At 65.8% G+C, this 17,268-nt stretch carries 13 protein-coding genes and 3 pseudogenes; 6 read left to right on the plus strand and 10 right to left on the minus strand.

Features of this window, described 5'->3' with window-relative positions:
• Positions 1-67: 67 nt before the first annotated feature.
• Positions 68-2,194, minus strand: coding sequence for an amylo-alpha-1,6-glucosidase (locus G6N50_RS13205; protein ID WP_083099421.1), 2,127 nt, complete (start codon positions 2,192-2,194; stop codon positions 68-70).
• Positions 2,195-2,543: 349 nt separating this feature from the next.
• Between G6N50_RS13205 and G6N50_RS13210 the strand changes: the two are divergent.
• Positions 2,544-2,896, plus strand: a pseudogene (locus G6N50_RS13210) (serine hydrolase domain-containing protein); the annotation flags it as partial.
• A gap of 445 nt (positions 2,897-3,341) precedes the next feature.
• On the opposite strand, the gene rtcB reads toward G6N50_RS13210, so the two are convergent.
• From rtcB to G6N50_RS13225, 3 genes are read right to left on the minus strand one after another with little or no spacing between them, the layout of a single operon-like run.
• Complete coding sequence (gene rtcB / locus G6N50_RS13215; protein WP_269473849.1) at positions 3,342-4,772, minus strand: RNA-splicing ligase RtcB; 1,431 nt, start codon at positions 4,770-4,772, stop codon at positions 3,342-3,344.
• Positions 4,773-5,195 (minus strand): archease, encoded by a 423-nt coding sequence (locus tag G6N50_RS13220; protein WP_083099427.1) that lies wholly within the window; start codon positions 5,193-5,195, stop codon positions 4,773-4,775. It abuts the gene before it with no gap.
• A gap of 16 nt (positions 5,196-5,211) precedes the next feature.
• Positions 5,212-6,543 (minus strand): phosphoribosyltransferase, encoded by a 1,332-nt coding sequence (locus G6N50_RS13225; RefSeq protein WP_083099430.1) that lies wholly within the window; start codon positions 6,541-6,543, stop codon positions 5,212-5,214.
• A 204-nt stretch (positions 6,544-6,747) separates the two neighbouring features.
• On the opposite strand from G6N50_RS13225, the gene G6N50_RS13230 reads away from it, so the two are divergent.
• Both G6N50_RS13230 and G6N50_RS13235 read left to right on the plus strand, forming a co-directional pair.
• Positions 6,748-7,626 carry a universal stress protein gene (locus G6N50_RS13230; RefSeq protein WP_083099432.1) on the plus strand — a complete coding sequence of 293 codons (879 nt, stop codon included), beginning with the start codon at positions 6,748-6,750 and terminating at the stop codon, positions 7,624-7,626.
• A gap of 43 nt (positions 7,627-7,669) precedes the next feature.
• Complete coding sequence (locus G6N50_RS13235) at positions 7,670-8,815, plus strand: site-2 protease family protein (RefSeq protein WP_083099435.1); 1,146 nt, start codon at positions 7,670-7,672, stop codon at positions 8,813-8,815.
• Positions 8,816-9,110: 295 nt separating this feature from the next.
• On the opposite strand, the gene G6N50_RS13240 is transcribed toward G6N50_RS13235, so the two are convergent.
• From G6N50_RS13240 to G6N50_RS13250, 3 genes are all read right to left on the minus strand, one after another.
• Positions 9,111-10,331, minus strand: a complete 1,221-nt coding sequence (locus G6N50_RS13240; RefSeq protein WP_232068955.1) for an MFS transporter — start codon at positions 10,329-10,331, stop codon at positions 9,111-9,113.
• A 402-nt stretch (positions 10,332-10,733) separates the two neighbouring features.
• Entirely contained in the window at positions 10,734-11,168 is a 435-nt protein-coding gene (locus tag G6N50_RS13245) for a pyridoxamine 5'-phosphate oxidase family protein (RefSeq protein WP_083099437.1), read from the minus strand.
• Positions 11,169-11,406: 238 nt separating this feature from the next.
• A complete protein-coding gene (locus G6N50_RS13250) occupies positions 11,407-12,075 on the minus strand; it encodes an Rv1733c family protein (RefSeq protein WP_179970125.1) in 669 nt (222 codons plus the stop codon).
• 420 nt (positions 12,076-12,495) lie between these two features.
• On the opposite strand from G6N50_RS13250, the pseudogene G6N50_RS13255 reads away from it, so the two are divergent.
• A pseudogene (locus G6N50_RS13255) lies at positions 12,496-12,747 on the plus strand (phosphoribosyltransferase); the annotation flags it as partial.
• 99 nt (positions 12,748-12,846) lie between these two features.
• On the opposite strand, the gene G6N50_RS13260 reads toward G6N50_RS13255, so the two are convergent.
• Positions 12,847-13,785: a ribose-phosphate diphosphokinase gene (locus tag G6N50_RS13260; RefSeq protein ID WP_179970126.1), complete on the minus strand. Its 939-nt coding sequence runs from the start codon at positions 13,783-13,785 to the stop codon at positions 12,847-12,849.
• Between the two features lie 377 nt (positions 13,786-14,162).
• On the opposite strand from G6N50_RS13260, the gene G6N50_RS13265 reads away from it, so the two are divergent.
• Positions 14,163-14,636: a DUF5709 domain-containing protein gene (locus G6N50_RS13265; RefSeq protein WP_083099440.1), complete on the plus strand. Its 474-nt coding sequence runs from the start codon at positions 14,163-14,165 to the stop codon at positions 14,634-14,636.
• 58 nt (positions 14,637-14,694) lie between these two features.
• Here G6N50_RS13265 and G6N50_RS29385 read toward each other — a convergent pair.
• Both G6N50_RS29385 and polX read right to left on the minus strand, forming a co-directional pair.
• Positions 14,695-14,823: pseudogene (locus G6N50_RS29385) on the minus strand (universal stress protein); the annotation flags it as partial.
• 178 nt (positions 14,824-15,001) lie between these two features.
• Positions 15,002-16,960, minus strand: a complete 1,959-nt coding sequence (gene polX / locus G6N50_RS13270) for a DNA polymerase/3'-5' exonuclease PolX (RefSeq protein WP_232068956.1) — start codon at positions 16,958-16,960, stop codon at positions 15,002-15,004.
• A 45-nt stretch (positions 16,961-17,005) separates the two neighbouring features.
• Between polX and G6N50_RS13275 the strand changes: the two genes are divergently transcribed.
• Complete coding sequence (locus G6N50_RS13275; RefSeq protein WP_232068957.1) at positions 17,006-17,248, plus strand: hypothetical protein; 243 nt, start codon at positions 17,006-17,008, stop codon at positions 17,246-17,248.
• The last annotated feature ends 20 nt before the right edge of the window (positions 17,249-17,268 follow it).

The following is a 17,268-nucleotide window of genomic DNA, read 5'->3' on the forward strand; positions in this document are numbered from 1 at the left end:
GGTCCGTGCCACGCGATCCGTGGTCTGTGCCCTGCATGCGCGGGGGCCCAAGCCCGACGGCGCAGGATCATCGGGACGGTGTCACCAACCGCCAGTCGTCGGGTAGGCCGCGAGTCGTGACAGTCTCGCCCTCAGCTTCCAGGTGCACCGTGATGCCGCCGAGCCGCAGGTCGCTGAGCTTGACGCGACCCCACGCCTCGGGCAACTGTGGTGCCACCGCGAGTCGCCGCTGGGGCACGTGCGGCTCCAGGCCGAGGAACGATCGGACCAGCAGTAGCGGTGCCGCGCTGGCCCACGCTTGCGGCGAGCACGATGTTGGATACGGCACTGGAGCGTGGAACTGCGAGCGGGGAAATCCACAATACAGCTCGGGCAGCCGCCCACCGAACGTCGCGGCCGCGTCCAGCACGCCGGTGGCCAGCCGCTCGGCCAGTGCCAGCGCGCCCGGCACCTGGCGATAGCGCAGGAGACCGGCAACCGCGATCGCGGTGTCATGCGGCCACACCGAGCCGTTGTGATAGCTCATCGGGTTGTAGGCGCCCATCGTCGCCGCGAGTGTGCGCAATCCGAAGCCGGAGTCCATCTCCTCGGTTGAGAGACGCTCGATGATCACGCGGGTGTGCTCATCGTCCGCGATACCCGTCCACAGGCAGTGTCCGACATTGCTCGTCAACGCGTCGACTGGGTGTTTGGCGGCGTCCAGCGCGACCGCGTACCAACCCTTTTCGGGGAGCCAGAACGCGTCCAGGAACCTGGCTCGCAGCGCCGCAGCGCGCTCACGCAACCGCGCGGCCGTCGACGCGTCGCCGAACGCCTCGGCAAGCTCGGCGCGCGTCAGCAGCGCCGCATACAGGTAGCCCTGCACCTCGCAGAGCGCGATCGGCGGCTCAGCCACGCGACCGGCGGCGTCATTGACGCCGTCGAAGCTGTCCTTCCAGCCCTGGTTGATCAAGCCCCGATCGGTCGCGCGCCGGTACTCGACAAAGCCGTCGCCGTCGTGGTCGCCGTAGTTCTCGGCCCACGCCAGTGCCGCGTCGGCGGCCGGCAGCAGCGAGCGCACCGTCGCCTCGTCGACGCCCCACCGCCAGCACTCGCCCAGCAGCATCACAAACAGCGGTGTCGCGTCCACCGAGCCGTAATAGACACTGCCGCCCAGTACTTCGGTGCTGGCCGGGCCGCGGCGGATCTCGTGCATGATCCGGCCAGGCTGCTCCTCGGTGATCGGCTCTACCTGGGTGCCCTGCGCAGCGGCCAGCTGCTCCAGGGTGCCGATGGACAGTCCGACATCTAAAGGCAGTGCCATCCAGGCGGTGAGCAGACTGTCACGGCCGAACAGGGTCATGAACCACGGCGCCCCGGCGGCGACGAACGATCGGCCGCGACCGCTGTCGTCATGAATGAGTAACGCGCCCAGGTCGCCTTCGGTTTGCCGCAGCACCGCGTTGAGCACCTGATGACCGGTGTCGACGTTGGTTGCGGTGTCGCGCCACGCCTCGATCTTGCGGGCCGGGGCGCTGGCGCCTACGTGCTCGCCGCGGCGCAGTCGCGTTGTGATTTTCTGGTTGTCCCAGGTGGGTTGGGCGACGATCTCGGTCTGCCAGCGCTGCCCGGGTGCCACCACGACCCGCCAGCGCAGCGACCCGGGCAACACGGTGGGATCAGCTGATGCCGTGACGGACAGGCCGTGCACCCGCTCGGTGCGTTCGGCCAGCATGAGCTCCCCGTCGATGACCGTCATCTCCGCGCCCCCTAGCGGCGCACGGCCCTCCTTGACCGAGAACAGGTCGGCGAAGTCGGCGTCGGCGTGCAGTTCGAGAGAGACAACAGTGGGTTCGCGGTCGAGATTGCACAGCGTGATGGTCTCGCGCAGGCCATCAGCCACCAGCCGCTCGCGCACCACCAGCAGCGTGCTATCGGCCGACCCCGCGCGCGGCGTGCGACGCAGGATGAATTGCACCGCAAAGGCTTGCGAGAACTCCACTGACAGCGATTCGGCGGGCTGGCCATCGACGCGTAGCTCCCATCGCGATAGCACCCGCGCGTCCCGGAAGAACAATCCGTGTGAGCCGCCCGCTGCGATGTCGCCATGCCGGTCGGACAGGCAAAACGTCGCGCCTTCGACCAGCGTCACGGTGTCGCCGCCGGCCCCGATGCGGGACGGTTCGCCGCTGTTAAGCGCGGCCGGAATCGTCATGTCGTGGCTGGCCGATCGAGCTTACCGAAGTGATTGCGTTGCAGTTCAATGGATTTGACCACCCTCATGGCACTGTTGGGCCCGCCCGCCATCGGTACACGGCGTGCCATCGCTTCGACGATCACGAGCCGCCCTCCTCTTCCCACACCATCGGGAACAGCACACACTGTGCATCCGCTTCCAGTCTGCGCTCGTTGACCAGCGGCGCGCCCGAACGACATGATCAACGCTGAGGCTTTGGCCCTCAGCATCAGTGACTTCTGACTCCTTCGGGAAGAGACCTACGACGACGGCGCCCAGGCCATCTGGCACTCGTCCGCATTGTTTGCGATGGGCGATTCTGAGCGCTATGACAAGCGCAGGCGTTTACCGTCAGGATAACTGGCTGCCGCGCGGAGTCCACGGCGCGGCTGACGCCAACTTCGCGTGCGATCCGGGGTTTCGCCAGCTTGTTTCCGGCCCGCTAACTCGGCGGCGGCGCGCTAACAGTATGCCTGGACGGCACAGCCGGTTGTCGACGTGTAGACCGGGTGGGCCGATCGCCGTGGCAGCGTGCCGTGGTCGGTCAATACTGGTGCGATGGTGTGTTCTGCGACAAAGGGCTTGGCTTCCACGGTCATCCATCGGCTTGTCGACCGGGGGTTGCTTGCCTACGATGTGCCGGTCGCCGAATACTGGCCCGCGTTCGGCGCGATAGGTCGCGGGACTGGGTGACCCGGACCGCCACTGGACGCGGCGACGGCGATCTTTGGTCAATAGCGGCTCACCGACGCGTGGAAGACGCGGAGAATGAGGGCCGAGATTAGTGAGGCCGAGGAAGGAGGCAGCAATGGTCGCCGACCCACAATGCGCCCGCTGCAAACAGCCCATCGGACCGGGATGGCTCTACCTGGTTGCGCATCGCCGCGGCCAAGCCGAAACCGCCGACGACGATGCGGTGATTATTCATGTGCCTGACGAATGCCCACGGCCTGGAGAGCACGTTCCACGCTCCTAGCCGAGTAGCGGACTATCGCCTTGCACCCTTCAGCTGGTGATGCCACAGGTTTGATCGACCTGCCTGCGGGCAGGATGGCCAATGAATGATGATGTGGTGCTGCACGTGATCGACGCGCACAGATGTGTTGTGTGGTGGTCGGTCTCGTGTTCAGCCCTTCACTACGCCAAGGGGGATGAGGCGGGCGACCTTGCGGGCTAGCCCGGCGAGGTGGCTGGTTTGGATGACAGCGTCGATGTCCTTATAGGCCTCGGGTTTTTCCTCGGCGAGCCCCTTTCGGGATTTGCCGCGCACCAGGATGCCGGCATCCTCAAGGCTTCTGCTCAATGCCTCGGCGTTGGTGTGGCGGGCGGCTTGGTGGCGGCTTTGCACTCTGCCGGCGCCGTGTGCGGTGGAATAGAAGGCGGGGTTATCCGGCACACCGGCCAGCACGTAGGAGGCGGTGCCCATGGTGCCGGGGATGAGCACCGGCTGGCCGACGGCGGCCAGGTCGGCCGGCACGTCGGGATGGTGCGGCGGTAGCGAGCGGGTTGCGCCCTTGCGGTGCACGCACAGAGTACGTGTCTGGCCGTCGACGGGGTGCTCCTCGATCTTGGCGAGGTTGTGCGACACGTCGTAGAGCAGGTCCAGCGATGTCGTGGTTTCCTGCTCGAACACCCGGCGGGTTGCTTCGGTGAGCAGTTGACGGTTGGCGCGTCCGTAGTTGGCCGCCGCGGCCATCGCGGCCAGGTAGGCCTGGCCCTCGGGCGAGCGGGCGGGCACGCACGCCAACTGGCGATCTGGCACTTGAATACCGTAGCGGCCCATGGCGTTTCCCATCTGGTGGACGTGATCGGTACAGATCTGATGCCCGAGGCCGCGCGAGCCGGTGTGGATCATCACGCAGACGGTGCCTTCGGAGAGGCCCATCTGTGTGGCGGCGGCGGCGTCGTAGACGCGTTCCACGGCCTGCACTTCCAGGAAATGGTTGCCCGAGCCCAGGCTGCCGATCTGCCCGAGCCCGCGTTCGATCGCCCGCTCGCTGACCGCCGCCGCGTCGGCCCCCTGCAGCATGCCGCCGTCTTCGCAGCGCTGCAGGTCGCGCGCGACGCCGTGTCCCTGCTGCACCGCGAACCGGGCGCCGCCGGTCAACACGTCTTCCAGCGCACCGCGGTTGGGCAGCCGCCATACGCCTTTGGTGCCCACGCCGCGGGGTATCGCGACGTCGAGGCGGTCCATCACCGCGCGGATCTTTGGTTGCAGCCGCTGGCGGTCCAGGTCGCTGACCAAAAGCCGTACCCCGCAGGAGATGTCGAAGCCGACCCCGCCAGGCGAGACGACCCCACCGGCCTCGACGTCGGTTGCGGCCACGCCGCCGATCGGAAATCCGTAGCCCCAGTGCACATCCGGCATCGCATACGACGCCCGCACGATCCCGGGCAGCGTCGCGACATTGGCCACCTGAGCCAGCGCCATATCCCCGTATTCGTCGGGCAACAGCGACCTGGACGCGAAGACGATCCCAGGCACGCGCATGGCGCCCTCTTGCTCGATCCGGAACCGGTATGGGGTCTCCTCGACGATCTTCATGCGTCCGCTCACTCACACGTCAAGTGTCACCGCACACCGCCAGCCATGCCGGCCATGCGAGAAGCGAAGATCGTTGAGCGACACCGCCTTCGGCACGGCACCCACCTGAGGCAGCGTCGTTGCATCGACCATCACAAAGGTGGCGTCGACGCCACCGTCTGCACCGTTCAGATCGACATCAACCGGCACAGTACCCTCGGTATCCAACAAATAGATGACCTCATCGAGCACCGCGACCAGGAGATCGTCGTCACGGTCGGCCGTCACCCGGGTCAGGCGGATGCGGCGCGGCTGAGCCGACGTGGAATCCAGGAAACTTTCTACCGTGCCGAGCACCGCTTCCCTGATGCAGCCGTCACGAGTCGGCGCCCACGCCTCGATCCGCAGATCCGCAGTGTGCGGCACACTCCGATGCCCTGATGTCTGCGCTGCCATGGCTTTTCGTACTGCACTACGGGTTCGTGGTCACACCCACCCGGCTCAGGTGGTCGAGGAACCAGTCCCGGGCCAGCACCGCCACCTGCTCGAGCGTTCCCGGTTCTTCGAAGAGGTGGGTGGCCCGGGGAACCACCACGATTTCGCACGTGCCCGGTATCACCGACCTCGCCCGGCGATTCAGGTCGAGGACGACTTCGTCATATCCGCCCACAATCAGCAGCGTGGGCGCGCGCACCTTCGTCAGCGCCTCGCCCGCCAGATCGGGTCGCCCGCCGCGCGACACGACCGCCGCCACGTTCACCCGGGGATCAGCGGCCGCGACCAGGGCCGCGCCCGCCCCGGTGCTGGCGCCGAAGAACCCGACCGGCAGCGCCACGGTGTCGGGCTGGCCCGCCAACCAGTGCGTGACCTCAACTAAGCGCCGCGCCAGTAGCTGGATATTGAAGACGTTGTCGCGGTTCCGTTCCTCGTGAGGAGTAAGCAAGTCGAACAACAAGGTGGCCAGCCCGGCCCGGTTCAAGACCTCAGCCACGTAGCGGTTTCGGGGGCTGTGGCGGCTGCTGCCGCTGCCATGGGCGAACACGACGATCCCGGTTGGGTGCTCCGGGATCGTAAGGTGCCCGGCGACCGACACCGGGCCGGCGGTCACGCCGACCTCCTCGTCGCGCAACGGCGGATCCACGGCGCTGACCACAAACTGCCGGTAACCCTTGTAGGCGCGATCCAGCAGCGCGACGACCTCATCGTCGGAGGTCTGTGTGAAGTTGCGATATCCCTGCCCTACGGCATAGAAGAACGCCGGCGTTTGCAAACACACGACCTCATCGGCGTAGCCGGCAAACCTCTCGACGGTGTCGTCTGCGCCGATCGGCGCCGCCAACACCACCCGGCTCGCGCCGCGGGCGCGGGCGACCTGGCAGGCCACCTTGGCCGTCGCCCCGGTCGCGACGCCATCGTCGACGATCACAGCGGTGCGTCCCGCCAACGGAAACGGTTCGCGCCCACCGCGGAAGCGTTCCGAGCGGCGTCGCAGCTCAACCTGCTGCTCAGCTTCGACCCGGGTCACCTCGTCCTCGGACAGGTCCGCCTCACGCACCACCGAGTCGTTGATCACCCGCAGGCCGCCCTCGCCGATGGCGCCGAAGGCCAGTTCGGGCTGAAACGGCACCCCCAGCTTGCGCACCACAAGAACATCCAGCGGCGCCCGCAGGGCCTTGGCGACCTCGAAGGCCACCGGCACCCCGCCCCTCGGCAGCCCCAACACCACAATGTCTTGGCCGCGCAAAGATTCCAGCCGCTCGGCCAGCTGGCGCCCGGCATCGACGCGATCGTCGAACGGTCTCATAGTGCCGCGCAACGAACCCAGCCATCGGCCTATTGGCTGCCCACGATCACCGCTATCGTCGGATTTTTTCATCCCTCGAGTGTGTTCCGATGTGGCGGCGCGTCGAAGGGCCCTAAGGCCACTCCCGGTGGGGACCAACGCCTCCTGACCAGCGATCGCCGACCCTCTAACGTCGGCGACATTCACGCAAGGAAGGCCGGCGCCATGTCTGGACGCAGCACACATCCGGGTGTCGTGGTCGCCGTCGACGGATCCCCGTCATCGACCATGGCCGTGCGGTGGGCCGCACGCGAGGCATCCATGCGCAACATCGGCCTGACCGTCGTGCACGTCTGTGAACCGCCCACCCTCTGGCCGGCCGCACCCATCCCGGCCGTGATCTACCAACGGCACCAAGAGAGGGCCCGCCGGCTCGTCGCCGATGCGATTAAGATCGCCGAAGACAGTGTGCAGCAGGGCAATCGACCCGAGATCGACAGCGAACTGTTTTGCGCAGCGCCCACACCGACCTTCATCGACGTGTCCAAAGAGGCGCACATGATCGTGGTCGGCTGTCGCGGGCAAGAGGCGCTGCAGCGGACCCTGCTCGGCTCCGTCAGCACCGGATTGATCCATCATACCCACTGCCCGGTCGCGGTGATCCACGACGAGGCCCCAATCCTACCGGGACCCTCGCACTTACCGGTGCTGGCGGGCATTGACGGTTCGCCGGCCTCGGAACTGGCCACCGCGATCGCCTTCGACGAGGCCTCCTTCCGCGGCGTGGACCTGCTGGCCGTGCACGCCTGGACCGACTTAGGCACCTCGGGTGAGCTGATCAAGCACTGGTCGGCCCTTCAGTCTCGGGCCGCCGAGATCCTCGCCGAACGCCTGGCCGGCTGGCAGGAACGCTATCCCGACGTCACCGTTCACCGCCGGCTGGTGTTGGACCGCCCGGCCCGCCATCTGCTCGAGGAGTCCGAGTCCGCCCAACTCGTCGTGGTCGGCAGCCACGGCCGAGGCGGATTCGCCGGAATGCTGCTCGGATCGGTCAGCAGCGCCGTCGCACACGCCGCCCGCATCCCGGTGATCGTCGCGCGCTAACACTAACAACGTTGTCTACCATCATATTTGGAGGCTATTCGAAATGGGCGGCATCCCGATAGGACGGATCGCCGGATTCCCGGTCAGCGTCAACTGGAGCGTACTGGTCATCCTCTGGTTGTTCACCTGGAGCCTGGCCTCCACGTTGCCCACCGCCGTGCCCGGCTACTCGAAGGGGGCCTACTGGTTGGCTGGAGCGTGCGGTGCGCTGATCTTGCTCGGGTCGCTGCTGGCCCACGAACTCACCCACGCGATCCTCGCGCGCCGCGCCGGCGTCACGGTGTACGACGTGACGCTGTGGCTGTTCGGCGGCGTCACACGCCTCGGCGGTGAAGCGAAGACACCGAAAGAGGCGTTGCGGATCGCGGTGTCGGGCCCGTTGATGAGCCTGGCGCTCGCGGCGGTCTTCGCCGGCGGGGCTTATGGACTCGCGGTGCTCGGGGTCGCACACATCGTCGTCGGCGTCGCATGGTGGCTTGCGGGCATCAACCTGCTGCTGGGCCTGTTCAACCTTTTACCCGGCGCCCCACTCGACGGCGGGCGGGTCCTGAAGGCTTACCTGTGGCGCCGCCACGGCGATCCCGTGCGCGCCGGCGTCGGCGCCGCGCGCGCCGGGCGGATCCTGGGGTTCATTCTGATCGCGCTCGGGCTGCTGGAGTTTTTGGCGAAGGCGTTCGTCGGTGGCGTGTGGTTGGCATTTATCGGATGGTTCATCTACGCCGCTTCCCGCGAGGAGGAGGCACAGGTGATCACCCGACAAGCCATCGCCGGTGTGCGCGTCGCCGACGTCATGACCGCCAATCCCCACACCGCTCCTGCCGACATCACCATTGAGGATTTCATCCAGCGCTACCTGCTGGGTGACCGCCACTCCGCGTATCCAGTCGCCGACCGGGACCAATCGATCATCGGGCTGATCACCCTGGCGCAACTGCGCGCCATCGCACCCAGCCAGCGGGCTGCCACCTTGGTGCGCGAGGCCGCGATACCCCTACCCCGGGTGCCCACGGCGGCACCGCACGAACCGCTCACCGCGCTACTGTCCCGTCTGGGATCAGCCGCCGGCAACCGCGCTCTTGTCACCGACGCGGGCCGTGTGGTCGGCATTGTCACCACCAGCGACCTAAGCCGACTGATCGATGTGTACCAGCTCGCATCAGCACCAGTGGGTGCCGCTCACAGGCACTGATCGTCTACCTTGCTCGAGTAACCCACCGGATGTAGCGGGACAAGGTCTTTCGGGTCACGAGCGCCGCTTAGGCAACTGCACCACCACCCCACTTCGTGGACTGGCATGCATGGGCCGAAGCCTCAGCGGGCAGTGTCCTTGGGCGCAGCCTCTGAAGACGTTTGGCCCCTCGCACCCGGTTGGCTGGGTGCAATGGCGGCAGTGCCGGGAAGACCGGGGTCCGTCCTGAAATCCCGTGTCTCATCGACTAAGGCCAAACCGTCTCGATCTAAATTTCCGCGCGCCAAACATGCTCTCAGCCCGTCTCGTACACCGCTTGGGCGCCGTCGGCGGCGCCGCGGCGCAGTATCGGCGCGAACCGGACCCAGATGACCAGGGAGCCAACAGACAATGCGCCGAGCAGCATGAACGCCGCGGGGAATCCGAACGCTTGGGCAATGACCCCACCCAGCACCGGGCTGAGCGCTCCCCCCAGGCCCTGGGCACTCATGATCAGGCCCTGACCGACGTTGATGTGGCCGGTGCCGTCAAGTAATCGGGCCACCAGCCCGGGCACCGCAACGGACAGGATGCCTCCCCCGATGCCGTCGAGCACCTCCACCGGGATCACCCCCCAGGTGGTGATCACCCCCGCGGCTAGGAATCCCCGGATAGGCAGGGCGATCAATGCGATCAGGATCGCTAGCCAGTAGCCGCGGATTTGGGCGATGCGCGTGGCCACCAGCGCCGCGGGGATCATCACGGCCTGCGCGATCACCACGGTGGCCGCAACGGTGGTGAACGGGTTTGCATGGGTGGCGACCACGGCCAGCCCGTAGAGCGGCAGCATGGCCGCGTTGCCCAACCAAAACAGCACCATCGCGGCCGCGACTGCCAGCAGAGGCCGGGACTGCAGCAACACCCGCATCGCCTTGACCGGGGCTTGACCCGGGCCGTGGGCGGCCCCGCGCGCGACCTGATGGTCGATGTGGCCAGCGGGGATTGCCACCACGACGACGATGGTGATCACCGCAAACGCCGCGGCCAGCCAGAACACCGCGGGGTATCCGAACTGCCAGCCCAGCAGGCCAGATAACGCGGCGCCGACCATATTGCCGGCGTGGTTGTAGGCCTGGTTGCGGCCGTTTTGGCGGGTAAACCCCGCCTGGCCCACCACACCCAGGCTGATGCCGATTACGGCCGGGGCAATCGTTGCCCCCGCAATGCACATGGCCGCCTGTGCGGCGGCGATGACCCAAAACTGCCGCGACGCCAATATCAGCGCAGAAGCCGCCACGCTGCACAGTCCGACGGCGATCACGCAGGAGCGCTTGCGCGTGGTGGCATCGACCACCGCTCCCGCCAGTGGAACCGCGACCATGCCGACGATCGCACCGAGCGTGATGACGGTGCCGATGGCGCCAGTCCTCCAGCCACGACTGGCCAACAACACACCCAAAAACGGGCCCATCCCGGCCGACATGTCAGCCATGAAGAAATTCACCGCATACAGCGTCGCCCGATCACGCTGCCGCACAATCGGCCTCACTGCGCTCTGGCCTCCACCGGCTCGATTCTTCCCCGAACCAGGCGCGGCCTCACCGCGAACCCTCGAAGGTCGGGCGCAACGGCACGCTGGCCGGCTACAAAGCGCAGGTTGCGTCCGGCCGGACAAGCAATTCGCGTTGGATACCGACACCGCGGTGCTGCTGACCCAAGCACGGCGCCGCGGCACTCACAGTCATGACGCGAACCCATCGAGGCCGTCAGCGCGTAAATCCCGGACCGCCTACCGCCGCTGATTGATTATCCGCCGAATGCCTGGCGGCCAAGCCGTTCGACAACGCAGCCGGCGTGCGTTGGGCGATTTCCTCGGTCGTCGAGCGACGCCCGTGTTTGATCGGACCGGCGTTGCATCTCGCGGCCACGGTGTGGGCGGTCAGGCGAAGGTGTCGTCGCGATCGGGTTCGGGGCCGAAACGGAATCGTTGGCCGGTAATGCTTGCGGCGTGTACGCGAACGTAGCGAAGTTTCAGCGTTGCAACCCAGGGCCGCAGTCCCGCACGATCCGCCTCAGTGATCTCCGCGCTGGTCGACAACACTTCGGCGGTGCCGTGGATAACGACGCTCCAGCCTTCGTCGAGTGAATGACTGTCGGCTTCGAACGCCACGTGTTTGTCGATGACCACACTCAACAGCTTGGTGCCTTCGGCGGTCCGAAACAGCACGGTAGGGCGCTCGACGACGAAGTTGACCGGAAAGATTTCGGGGCGCGAGCCCGCGCATGTCACCAAACGGCCCAGCGCCACGCTGGCCAGCAGTTCCCAGCTCTCATCTTCACCGAGGATGGTCACCGGCTCCTCGCGGGCAGTCATGGCCAACCCTAACCCGGCACGCGCCCGCATCGGCAGCGCTGGCGTGACGGTCCTCGCGCACATCTAAAGAGGCCCGATTCGAGGTCCTCTGGCCTGGGTTGGCCGCAACCGGTGCTGTTGGCCACTGAGATCGTCGAACGTGATAGTGAAACCATGGCCAGCACACTGGGCGGTAATTTCGATCGCGAATACCTCCGGGCGTGCATCGATTTAGGCCAGCAAGACGCCAACGCAGTGCTCACCGGGCTCCCCGCCCACGAAGTCCCCTGGCGCGCCGATGGACCATGTAAGCGACCCTTGGTCGCCAAGGTTGGATGTTCGTCTGACCGCCACGGCAGAGCAGGTTGTCGATGTCATGCTGCCATCCGGTGTTACGGACACAGTTCAGTATCACCCGACCGCTGGCCAATAGCCCGGCTGCCGCAACGACGACGATCACCCACGTCACAAGTGCGGCCGCGACGGCCTCATTCGCGGCACGCGAGAGCGCCGCGGGCTCATCGACCTGCTGAACATCGTCATCGACCCAGATGCCGACGCGGTCGCCAATTTGAACCGTCGGCGCGGTGTCGACCGCGCCCCCATGTGCGGTTCTGCCGAGCACCGGCCGGGCAGGCGTGTTGATCACTCCATGTGGCGGCGCTGATTCCGCGCCGGCGGCGTGCAGGTCGGTCAGCGTCGCGAGGACAGCGTGACGAGTCTGCGCCTGTTCAGCGTAGAGGTGGCCGCGGACATCGTGCACTGCGGTACCAACAGCAGCGGCGCCGAAGGGTGCGGCCAGAAGCGCCACCACGACAGCTCCCAGCATAAGCACCGCCTCGACCCGATCGACCTTGCGCACCAGTGGATTACGGCTAAACAACCGCAACATCGGCCCCCACGGCAGGCGCAGCGTAAACGGTTCCATTGCAGCTCCTTGACCAACGTTGAGTCGATTCGATGATCATCGCCGTGCTGGGCGCGCGGCTCCTAGGGCCCTTCGGCCTTGACGCACAGAGGCGACGGTCACCAAAGTGGTTGGGCGAGGACGGGTTCGGGACCTATGGCCCGCACCCGGTGGCTAACGATCCTGTGAGCAGCGTGACACCGCTGCATACCCTCGGCCTCATCGCTGCCGGGTCGCGTCCACCCCGACCACGTCTCAACTCGCAGGTCAGATCAGTTGGCGCGCTCGATCCGCAGGGGCGGTGGGCATCGGCGTCGGCGAGCAGCTGCCAGATTCCGCGAAACGCGCGGCTAGGTCCTTTTAGCTTGCAGGACAATCACATCGACAACTTCGCGAAGGTCGTCGCGAAGCTGCGGTGGTCGGAGTCCCTGCCGGTGGTCTGCGGTGGTCGCGGCCGCCGATCCCCGCGTGCGGGTGGCAGCGGTAGTCTCCCGCGGCGGACGGCCAGATCTGGCAGGCCTGGCCCTGACCAAAGTCGTAGCACCGACATTGCTGATCGTGGGTGGGCGCGATCACATGGTGCTGGAACTGAATCGGCAGGCCCAGGCCATGATGCACGGTCTCTGCGAGCTCACCGTTGTTCCCGACGCTACCCATCTCTTCGAGCAGCCGGGAACACTCGAGCAGGTTTGAGCAGCAACGTAACTTGAGCACACCCGCCGCCGACGCGGCTGACGAGATGGAGCAGCTCGGCTGAGCCCCCTCAGGCCCACCGCACCCTTGGCGGTCCGCTCATCGCGCGCGGACGGCAGGTTCCTTCAGTGGCTTGTCGGCGTGCAGGCAGGCGATCGCCTCGGTTACCATCGGCGCAATCGAGCACACCCGGACCAAGGTGCCTGCGGTCTTGACCGCGACGCTGTCGGTGACGAGCACACGGCGCAACTCAAGCTCGTGCAGGCGGCGGACCGCAGCGTGGACCAAAAGCCCATGCGTCGCGGCCACGACAATGTCCTGTGCGGCGCCGCGCATACGTAGCAGTCCAACCGCGGCTTCAATGGTGGCTGCGGTGGTGATCATGTCATCGATGATCGCGATCGGGCGGCCGCGGACCTCGCCAGCGATGTCCAATGCTGCGACGGCTGAGCCGCTTTCGCGTTGTTTGCGAACCACCGCCACCGGGCCGTGCAGCACCGCCGCATACCGTTCGGCCAACTTGACCGCACCGAGGTCGGGGGCGACGATTATCGCTCCCTCCGGCAGCTCGGTGGCGAGCTCACCGGACATTGCGGGGACGGCGGACAGCGTTTCCACCGGGATGCGGCACACGGCTTCCAGAGCGGGCGTGTGCGGGTCTACAACGACGAGCCGGTCGGCGCCCGCGGCGGCGATCGCATCCGCGACAACTGCCGATCCGAGGGCCTGACCTGCTGTGGTACGTCGATCCTGGCGGGCGTAGCCGAAGTACGGCACCACCGCGGTCACGCGGGCTGCGCGGGCCCGGCGGCACGCGTCGAGCAGCAGGAGTAGTTCGACGAGGTGGTCGTTGACCGGTGGTGATGTCGGTTGGATGACGTAAACATCGGAACCACAGATGTTTTCGACAACGGGACGAAGCTCCCCGTCCGGGAATCGCTGCAGGGGGCAGCCTTCGGACTCGACCCCTAAATAGTTGGCGACGGCACTGGCCAAATTCGGGTTGGCGCTGCCGGAGACGATTCGCAGAACGGTCATCGGGCATCCTTTCCGTCGCCGCACAGAGTCCATGCTGGTGCCGCGACACCGATTCGGGTCATCACCCTCGACCCTCGCACCGACTCGACGTCGGGCCGAGGGGCCGAAAGTCCTCTGTCGGCCGCGGGAGGTCGTTCCGAGGCGAAGCCGAATGTTTCCAGCCTTGCTTGGCCAATTCAGTTCAGGGCGGAAGTGAGGATCGCAGAACGGATTGAGTAGGACGGGGCTGAGGTCGCCGGTCCACCGTCGTCGGCGCGAAGGGACAAATGGCACTAGGCGAAGAACATCGCCTTCTTTATGGTTGGACTACCCACGCGATGGTTGGACTACCCACGCGGCAAATACGGGTACCGTCACGATTCAGGAGTTACACAATCATGAGCACTCACTATGAGGCCGGTCCTGCCGCAGGCGAATACAGCGTCGAGAACGAAAATCAGCTTCAACCAGAGGACACCCTCATCGACCGCGGTGTGGGCGATATGCTCGACGAGGGCTATTCGCCGCCCGAGCGACTATATGGGCATGGCGCGTTTGGCCCATCTGAAACCATGGACCAGATGCTTGTTGAGGAAGAACCGGATCCGGCCGCGCGCATCGATGTCCTGTTCGATGAAGCCGAGCAGCAACGCTCCGACGAAGCCGAGCGCGAGACCGAATTTCCAAAGCACCGCGAGCTTGGCCGGGCGCGAGCCGGCCGGCTTGTCGCGCCGGACCAGGGATTTGGCGAAGACGCCGAGGCAGAGTTGGTCGCCGAGGACGTCGGTATCTGCGGAGGCGCAGCCTCTGCCGAGGAAGCCGCGGTTCACATCATCGACGACGAGGTTTACGTCATCGAAGACGAAGATTAGCGAACTCGTAACTCCAATTCCCCACGCGCTGCCCCCGGCGACAATGGGGGGGAACGCACTAATGTTGGCGGGCAACGATCACCGGGATACGGGCCGCATGGCCGATGGCGGTGCTGACCGACCCGAGCAGCGGTCCGGCGTATCTGCCGCGGTCGTGGCTATTTGACCACGATGAGTGGGCGGATTCGGGGGAATGCAGGGCGTCCACTTACTCAAGGACTTGAACGCGCATCATCGAGGCCGCAATGACGAAGAGCAACCAGCACGCCCTCGGCAGCGCCCAGACTGCATTGGCCGCTGCGGCCAGCAGCCTGGTGATGATGGGTCCCAGCGGTTATGGGTTCGGGCGAACACTTTTGGCTTGCTCAATCAGGGCGGGTATGGGCACGGTGGTGTGCGGCTGATGGGTTGTCGGCGAGTCGGCGTCCCTTTGCGAGGAACCCGCGTAGCCGGTTCAGCGGCCAGGTGTTGATTACTTCGCTGGCTGAAACCCAGCCGCGCTGGGCGCTAGCGACACCGTAACGGATGTAGTCCAGATGCGGCACGGCGTGGGCATCTGTGTCGATCGCGAAGACAACGTCGTGTTCGCGAGCGCGGCTCACGAGTTCATCGCTGAGGTCCAACCGGTCGGGAAAGGCGTTGATTTCCATGGCGGTATGGGTGCGGGCTGCAGCCGCGAATACCACATCAGCGTCGAAATCAACTGGCCGACGACGACCGAGAAGGCGGGTGGTCGGATGGCCGATGATGTTGACGTAGGGGTGCTCAATTGCGGTGAGCAGGCGCCGGGTCATCTGCTCGCAGGTCTGGTCGAGGTCCGAGTGAACGGAAGCAACCAGGACGTCAAAGCCGGCAAGGAAGTCGTCATCCCAGTCCAGCGAGCCGTCGGCGGCGATGTTGAGTTCGGAGCCGTGCAGCAACTCGATACCGTGGCGGCGAGACAGCTCGGGCAGCTTGCGGCGCTGTTGGAGGGCCTTATCGCGCGTCATCCGTTGCATCGCTAGCTGCGACGCGTGATCGGTGATCGCGCAATAACGATAACCGTGGCGGGACGCGGCGGCGACCATCTCATCCAGGCCGGCGAGGCCGTCGGTGAGATTGGTATGCACGTGGAGGTCACCGGCGATGTCGGCCGTCGCCACCAAATCTGGGAGATGGCCCTCCAGCGCGGCTTCGACTTCTCCGCGGTCTTCGCGCAACACGGGCGGGATCCACGGCAGCCCAAGTCCGGCGTAGACGTCCGCTTCGTCTGTCGATGCCAATAGCTGGCCGTTGTCGACGCGGAACAGCCCATACTCGGACAGCTTCAGCCCAGCCCGCACCGCCAATTCGCGGATGCGGATGTTGTGGGCTTTCGAACCGGTGAAGTACTGCAGTGCCGCACCCCAGACGTTTGCAGGCACAACCCGCAGGTCCACCTGGATACCTTTGGTTGTCACCACCGACGATTTGGTGGGCCCGTGGGCCAGCACGCGATCCACCAACGACATGGTGCAGAAGTAGTCCATCACGGTTGCCGGGTCCTTGTCTGCGGCGACCAACAGATCGATGTCGCCGACAGTGTCGCGCATCCGTCGCAACGATCCTGCGAAGTCGACTCGGCTCACCTGCGGCAGTGCGGCCAGCCGCGCAACCAGATCCTCGGCAATATCCAGAGCGATCGCCAGCGGCATGCGCCCCCCGACCTCCTGCATCTGGCGGATCGCGCGGGCCAGGTTCCGTTCGCTGATCTCGCCCCAGCCTTTCAGGTTGCGCAGCTGCTCGTCGTGCAATGCGTTTAGGAGCTCGGGCATCGACGATATGCCCAGCTCCACATAGACCTGATGGGCCCGCTTCGGTCCGAGTCCAGGGATTCCCAGCAGAGCGCGCAGACCTGCGGGCAGCTGGGCGTGCAGCTCCTCAAGCGCAGCGATGCGACCACTCTGCCGCAACTCGAGCAGCTTGTCAGCGGTGTGTGCGCCGATCGCCGGGATCGCTATCAAACCTTTCCGGTCGAGAGCGTCTAGATCGAGGGGATAACCGGCAACCGAACGGGCGGCCTTCTCGTAAGCACGCACCCGGTACGGATCGCCACCAGAGATGGCAATCAGATCGGCCAACTCCTGCAGTGCCTCGGCCGCAACGTCATTCGAACGCATGAAGGGCTCCAACATAACCCCCGGCCGCGCGCCTGTTCCCCATAAGTTTCCCGCACACCAGCGCACCACCGCCTTTGCGGTCGTCGAACCAGATACAGAATGGATGCCGCCGTGTGCGCTCACCAGCGGGCGAAAGACCTCGTTGTTGGGACTTCTGACACCGATGCGTGTGACTTCTGAACTCACGCATCTCCGCGTCGCGGCGGTAACCTCAAGGATCCCGATCGGCCGATGCGAGAGATTACTTTCATTATGAAAATGTGGATCCAAATTGAAGGCCACGATGAGGGCGACGAGTGTCCGGATGACGCCACCTATGAGGTGCTCACGGGCGGTGTGCTAAAGGTCAGCAGCGGCAACGATATTCACCTCTACAGTCCGGCGTACTGGCAAGAGGTCACGATCGATACCCGCTCCGCGGCTCAGCGCAACGAACAAGCCCAACAACTCGACGAAGATTTCAAATGGCAATAAATATCGCAGCGGCGCAACGG

The organism is Mycobacterium mantenii (assembly GCF_010731775.1).
Taxonomy (GTDB): Bacteria; Actinomycetota; Actinomycetes; order Mycobacteriales; family Mycobacteriaceae; genus Mycobacterium; species Mycobacterium mantenii.

Coding starts and splice junctions, on each gene's coding strand:
- G6N50_RS13205 (WP_083099421.1), bottom strand. CDS start 2,194: ATGACGATTCCGGCCGCGCTTAACAGCGGCGAACCGTCCCGCATCGGG.
- G6N50_RS13220 (WP_083099427.1), bottom strand. CDS start 5,195: ATGGCAGCGCAGACATCAGGGCATCGGAGTGTGCCGCACACTGCGGAT.
- G6N50_RS13225 (WP_083099430.1), bottom strand. CDS start 6,543: ATGAGACCGTTCGACGATCGCGTCGATGCCGGGCGCCAGCTGGCCGAG.
- G6N50_RS13230 (WP_083099432.1), top strand. CDS start 6,748: ATGTCTGGACGCAGCACACATCCGGGTGTCGTGGTCGCCGTCGACGGA.
- G6N50_RS13235 (WP_083099435.1), top strand. CDS start 7,670: ATGGGCGGCATCCCGATAGGACGGATCGCCGGATTCCCGGTCAGCGTC.
- G6N50_RS13245 (WP_083099437.1), bottom strand. CDS start 11,168: ATGACTGCCCGCGAGGAGCCGGTGACCATCCTCGGTGAAGATGAGAGC.
- G6N50_RS13250 (WP_179970125.1), bottom strand. CDS start 12,075: ATGGAACCGTTTACGCTGCGCCTGCCGTGGGGGCCGATGTTGCGGTTG.
- G6N50_RS13260 (WP_179970126.1), bottom strand. CDS start 13,785: ATGACCGTTCTGCGAATCGTCTCCGGCAGCGCCAACCCGAATTTGGCC.
- G6N50_RS13265 (WP_083099440.1), top strand. CDS start 14,163: ATGAGCACTCACTATGAGGCCGGTCCTGCCGCAGGCGAATACAGCGTC.
- G6N50_RS13275 (WP_232068957.1), top strand. CDS start 17,006: ATGCGAGAGATTACTTTCATTATGAAAATGTGGATCCAAATTGAAGGC.